3 protein-coding genes are annotated in these 5,896 nt (G+C 66.0%); 1 reads left to right on the top strand and 2 read right to left on the bottom strand.

The annotated features are described in order from the left end of the window. A partial coding sequence (pabB, locus tag ACFDTG_RS15850; protein ID WP_375291921.1) for an aminodeoxychorismate synthase component I occupies positions 1-1,523 on the bottom strand: 1,523 nt, incomplete at its 3' end. A gap of 94 nt (positions 1,524-1,617) precedes the next feature. Here pabB and ACFDTG_RS15845 point away from each other — a divergent pair. Next, positions 1,618-3,195, top strand: a complete 1,578-nt coding sequence (locus tag ACFDTG_RS15845; RefSeq protein ID WP_375291920.1) for a helicase HerA-like domain-containing protein — start codon at positions 1,618-1,620, stop codon at positions 3,193-3,195. Between the two features lie 23 nt (positions 3,196-3,218). Here ACFDTG_RS15845 and ACFDTG_RS15840 read toward each other — a convergent pair whose 3' ends face one another. After that, positions 3,219-5,888, bottom strand: a complete 2,670-nt coding sequence (locus tag ACFDTG_RS15840) for a M1 family metallopeptidase (protein ID WP_375291922.1) — start codon at positions 5,886-5,888, stop codon at positions 3,219-3,221. Positions 5,889-5,896 lie beyond the last annotated feature (8 nt).

Below are 5,896 nucleotides of genomic sequence, written 5' to 3'. Positions count from 1 at the left end.
AAGCCTCGGTCGCTGGTCTTGTGCGTCAGTCGCCAGTCGCCCGGGTCGACCGGCAGCGGCAGGAGGATCGCCGCGGCGGGGGCGGCCCATGCTTCGGGCAGCGGCCGGACCTCGAGCGCGAGCGCACCGCCGCGGCTGCACATCAGCCGGATGCAGGCGGGAAAGTCGAGATCGAAGCACAGCGCGTGGATCCGGTTGCGGGCTTCGTGGCGGTCGAAACTCACACCGAGCGCGGTCGCGCTGTCGCGCATGCGGTGCATATGCGCCTCAAGATCGGGGATTCCGGTTTCGGGCTCGAACCGCATGGTTTCGAGCAGATCGACGGCGGGGGCCTGGCGCAGGGGGTCGCTGACCCGAACGAAGGCGCCCTTGACCAGCGCCTCTCGCCATTCGGTGCCGGCATCGCTTCCGGCGACGATCGCCCCGCCCACGCCCATCTCGGCCTTGCCGCGACCGTTCTCTATCTCGGTGAGGCGAAGCGTACGGATCGCCACATTGAAAAGCACATCGCCATCGGGGCCGATCTTTCCGATGGCCCCGCAGTATGGCCCGCGCGCATCGCGCTCGATCTCCGCCAGAATTTCCATCGCGCGAATCTTGGGGGCTCCCGTCACCGAGCCGCAGGGGAACAGGGCGGTGACAAGGTCCAGCGCGCCCGAAGTTTCGGCCAGCCGTGCCCGTACCGTGCTGGTCATCTGGTGGACCGTGGGAAAGCTTTCCACGGCGAACGCATCTTCCACCGTCACGCTTCCGGCTTCCGCAACACGCGCCAGATCGTTGCGAAGCAAGTCCAGGATCATCAGGTTTTCGGCCCGATCCTTCTCGCTGTTCGCGAGTTCTTCGCGCAACGCCCGATCCTCTTCGTCGTCAAGCGCGCGGGGCCGGGTCCCCTTCATCGGCTTGACGAGGGCGTCACGCCCGTCGAGCGACACGAACAGCTCGGGCGATTGCGACAGGAGCCACCTGTCCCCATCGAATACCGCCGCGCCATAGCCGGCGCGCCCCGCCGGTCGCAAAGTGGCATAAAGAGCGAGCGGGTCCCCCGTGAACCCGCCGGCCAGCGGAAAGGTCAGATTGGCCTGATAGATATCGCCCGCCGCGATAGCATCCTGCACCGCCCCGAACATGTCGTCGTAAGCGCCGCGCGACACTTGCGGCACGAGCGGTCCGATCGAGGCAGCGCCATCGGACCGATCCGCGAGAAATTCCGCCACCCCGCTCGGAGGCAGCATCCGGACCTCCTCGAACCGCCCCAGCCATACCAGCGGTCCGCCCGCGCCGGTGCGTGCCTCGGCGAGCTTCGCAAGGCGCGGCTCGAGAGCGAAGCCGGCCTCATAGGCGATATAGCCCGCCAAGGTGCCGCCATGACGACGGCGTGCTTCGTCGGCGGCGGCGAGAACCTGCGAAACCTCCGAGGGACGGCGCGCGACGAAGACCTCCGCCGGGCCCTCGAACAGTTGGGCATCCCTTGCGCCGGACCCGCGCGCATCGTCGAGAAGTACGAGTGGTGTGCGCTTACGCATTTCGAGGCACCCATAGACCATCGCGCGGGCCTGTCGAGACGCTTGACCGCCTCGGAGCGAATGGCACAAGCCGGAACAGCAGATGGAGGATGGTTTGAGCGAGCCGATATTTCTGGGCCTGGGGGCAAATGGGGAGCGCCAGGTGCTTCATCCCTCCCGCGCCAACCGCCATGGTTTGATCGCCGGGGCGACCGGCACCGGCAAGACGGTGACGCTGCAGGTGCTGGCGGAGAGCTTCTCGCGCCAGGGCGTTCCCGTTTTCATGGCCGATGTGAAGGGCGATCTCGCGGGCATCGCGGTGCCTGGATCGGCAACCGCGAAGAACGCGGACAAGCTGGAGTCGCGGGCGAAGGAGATCGGTCTTTCCGACTACGCATACGCCGACAACCCGGTGGTCTTCTGGGATCTCTACGGAGAGCAGGGGCACCCCATCCGGACCACCATTTCCGAAATGGGTCCCCAACTGCTCGCCCGGCTGATGAACCTCAATGACACGCAGACGGGTGTGCTGGAAATCGTGTTCCGTTTCGCCGACGAACAGGGCCTGCTCCTGCTCGACCTCGCGGACCTTCAAGCCATGCTGGCCCATGCGGCGGAGCACGCCAAGGACCTTTCGGCGAAATACGGCAATGTATCGCGGGCCAGCGTCGGCACGATCCAGCGTCAGCTTCTCAGCCTGGATGCGCAGGGCGGCGGTCAGTTCTTCGGGGAGCCGGCGCTGGAAATCTCGGATTTCATCCGTACCGACGATCAGGGGCGCGGCGTCGTCAACATTCTGGCGGCCGACCGCCTGATGCGCAGTCCCAAGCTCTACGCCACCTTCCTGCTCTGGTTGCTCGCCGATCTGTTCGAGGCGCTTCCAGAAGTGGGCGACCCCGACAAGCCGAAGCTGGTGTTCTTCTTCGACGAGGCGCCTCTGCTGTTCGACGATGTCCCTGGCGCGCTTGAGGACACCATCGAACAGGTCGTCCGACTGATCCGGTCCAAGGGCATCGGCGTCTACTTCGTCACGCAGAACCCGATCGACATCCCGGAGAAGATTGCCGGCCAGCTCGGCAACCGGGTACAGCACGCCCTGCGCGCCTTCACCCCGCGCGATCAGCGCGCGATCCGGGCGGCGGCGGAAACCTTCCGCATCAATCCCGATCTGGACGTCGAACAGGCGATCACCGAACTGCGCGTGGGCGAAGCGCTGGTCTCCACCCTGCAACCCGATGGCGCGCCATCGGTGGTGCAACGCACGCTGATCGCGCCGCCGCGCAGCCGCCTGGGCCCGCTGACGACCGGAGAGCGGGCGGTCATCATCGGCGCTAGCCCGCTCGGCGGAAAATACGATACCGCCATAAACCGGGAAAGCGCCGAGGAAATCCTGGCCCGGAAGGCAGAGGATGCCGCCGCCACCGCCGAAGAGGTCGAAGAAAAAGGCCGTGCCGAAGTGGGCAAGCGCGAGCGCAAATCCGCCAGCATCTGGGGCAAGGCGTTCAAACGCGGCGTGAACGCGGCCACCAGTTCGGGCGCGGCCATCGCGGCGGGTGCCATCACGGGCAAGAAGTCGCGCGCCAATCCCGCCAAGACCGCCACTTCGAGCGCGCTCGGCTCGCTCGCGACCGATCTGGCCGGGCCGCTTGCGGGGCGCTTCGTACGCAACCTGATCGGCGGGCTGATGCGCTGAGGCACCGGCCCGCCTGGGCCGATCTACTGCCGTGCGAGCCAGTCCTTGACCTGTGCCAGCGTGCGCGGGCGGACCTTGGCCCCTTCCCTCAGCACGCCGACCGTGCGCAGGATCGGCTTGGCGGTGTCCGGGTCCTGCCGGGCCGCATAGCGTTCCAGCTTGGTGATCATTGCCGGGTCCTGCGACGACCGGCCAAGCCCGGCAAGGTAACGCGCCCGCGCGGAATCATCGATAAGCGGCACGATCTTCGCCTCGTTGGCGAAGAAGAAGTCGACCGCCATGTCGGGATGGCTTTCGGCCACGGAACTGATCATGCCGGCGCTGACCGTCTTGCCCGGCTCGTCCGTCAGCGCGAGGTTGAGAGCCTTCTTCGCCAGCCCTTGGTCCGAGGCGCGGCCCAGCAGGGCATAATAGGTCGAACGTTCGACCGCGCTCTTCGAATTGCGCGCCATCGCCAGCAACTGGTTCCATTGTTCCGCAGTGGCATTCTTCGCGATCACATCGAGCCAAGTCGTCTTGAGCGGGCCATCGAGCGCAGCGGGATCCTGTTGCAGCCGTGCGAACAGGCGGCTCGCCTCGGCCTCCACCCTGTCATCGGCCATGGCGCCGAAGCTTCCGATCAGGCTGGCGCGAAGCTGATCATCGACCAGCGGCTCTCCGGCACGTGGCGCGAAGCCGAGTTGCGTGAGCCGATCGCCGAACTGGCGCGATGCCATCGCGGCGATCTTGGCCTGCGCAGCGGCATCGCCTTCCAGCGCGGAATAGAGGCTCTGGTACCGATCGATCCCCGCCGAGGCCACGCGCGGGTTCGCATCGCCAGGAATGGCGCGCAACAGATCGAGCGCCGGGGCGAAATTCTGGTAATCGGCCTGCGCCAGCGCGTATTGATCATAAAGCAGCCCAAGCTGGTCGATCGGCGCGAGGCCGTCAAATCCCGACCTGAGGCTGTCGAGCATGCCCGGCGTGTAAAGCGTGCGATAATATCCGAGCTGACCGGCGTTGGCCACAACTGGGCCGCATCCGCGCACCGTGACCTGCGCGGTCCGGCCGTCCGCGACCTGGCGCGCGGCCGGGCCGCCTGCCGATACGAACAGGGGCACGCGCCACTGCTGCGGATTGGCGGCCACGGCATCCTTGCGATCCTGGCTGAACTCGCTCTGGGTTATCGCCACCGTCGTGTTCCCGCCGGAACAGCTCGCGCTGGTGACGCGGACGAGCGGAATACCCGGCTTGGTGGTGAAATCCTGCGCGATACCGGTCAGGCCGGTGGCGCCCGCCGCTTCCACGGCCTGCCACAGCTCCGCCGTCTTGGCGTTGGAATATTTGTTGGCCGCCATGTAGCGTTGCAGCCCGCGCTGCCAAACCTCCGGCGTAGCGTAGGCTTCCAGCATGGAAATCACCGCCTCGCCCTTCTGGTAGGTGATGGCGTCGAAGGCCTGGTTGGTTTGTTCGACCGTGCGGATTTCCTGCACGATGGGGTGCGTGGTGGCGAAACTGTCCAGCCCCATCGCCGCTTCCCGCCCGCCGACGCGATCCAGAAGCGGATACCATTCCGGATGGAAATGATCCGAAGCCTTGGTTTCCATCCAGCTGGCGAAGCCTTCGTTCAGCCACAGATCGTCCCACCACGCCATCGTGACCAGATCCCCGAACCACTGGTGCGCGGTTTCGTGCGCCTGCACCTGCGAAATGGATTTGCGGGTGCTGGCGCTGGTGATGGAGGGATCGTTCAGCAGAATGCGTTCGAAGGTGAAGATCGCGCCCCAGTTCTCCATCGCACCGAAGAACTGCGACTGGCCCGGCCCGGCGATGTTGTCGATCTTGGGGAGCGGATATTTCTGCCCGAAATAGTCGGAGAAATACGGGATGAGCGGGGCCAGTTCGTCAAGCGCGAAATCGAGCTGCTCGCCGCTGCCCGCCGGCCCCACGATCCCCGCCTCGACCCCAGGCATGGCTTGCTTACTGGCACGCTCGAAGTCGCCCAGGCCGAAGAACAGGAGGTAGCTACTCATCTTGGGGCTGGTCGCGAAGACAACCCGTTTCTTGCCTCCCGGCACGTCCTCGCTGAGCTTCACAGGCATGTTGCTGAGCGGCATGAGATCGGCCGGGACCACGGCCGCCAGATCGAAGGTCGCCTTGTAGCTCGGCTCGTCGAACATGGGCGCGAACCGGCGGGCGTCGGGGGCTTCGAACTGGGTGAACAGCGCGCGCTTGTCGCTGCCGTCGCGCTTGTCGGGGTAATCCAGCGCGAACAGACCGTTGGCCTGCTGGTTGATCGTGCCGGTGTAATCGGTCGTCAGGCGATAGTCGCCCGGTGCCAGCACGCTGTCCGAATGAAAGCTCGCCGTCTGGGCCGCCTCGTCGAGACCGATCTTGACCGGAATGGCCGCGCCGCCCGCGGCAGGGACGAGCGTGGCGCTGGCAATATCAAGATCGCGCGCATTGAGAACGATCGTATTGGTCGGCTCGAACACGGTGAGATCGACGGTGGAGCGACCCGTGAAGCTCAGTGCGTCCATGTCGGGGACGATCTCGATGGCATAGTGCGACGGCGCCGCAGTCCTCGGGAGCTGGGTGGGTGTGGTCGCATCGAGCGGCTTCGCGCCGCCGGTCATCGCCATATCGGCCGGCGGCACGGTTGCGCAGCCGGCCAGCAGCAATGCGGTGGTGAGTGAGATGCCAAGTCTGATCATTGCGAACC

Source organism: Qipengyuania sp. (assembly GCF_042095715.1).
Taxonomy (GTDB): domain Bacteria; phylum Pseudomonadota; class Alphaproteobacteria; order Sphingomonadales; family Sphingomonadaceae; genus Qipengyuania.
Note: the sequence above shows the minus strand (reverse complement) of the source record. Positions and strands in the feature narration are given on the sequence as shown.

What these genes read in the sequence shown, in the direction of transcription:
- ACFDTG_RS15840 (WP_375291922.1), bottom strand. Translation starts at nt 5,888, where the DNA reads ATGATCAGACTTGGCATCTCACTCACCACCGCATTGCTGCTGGCCGGC.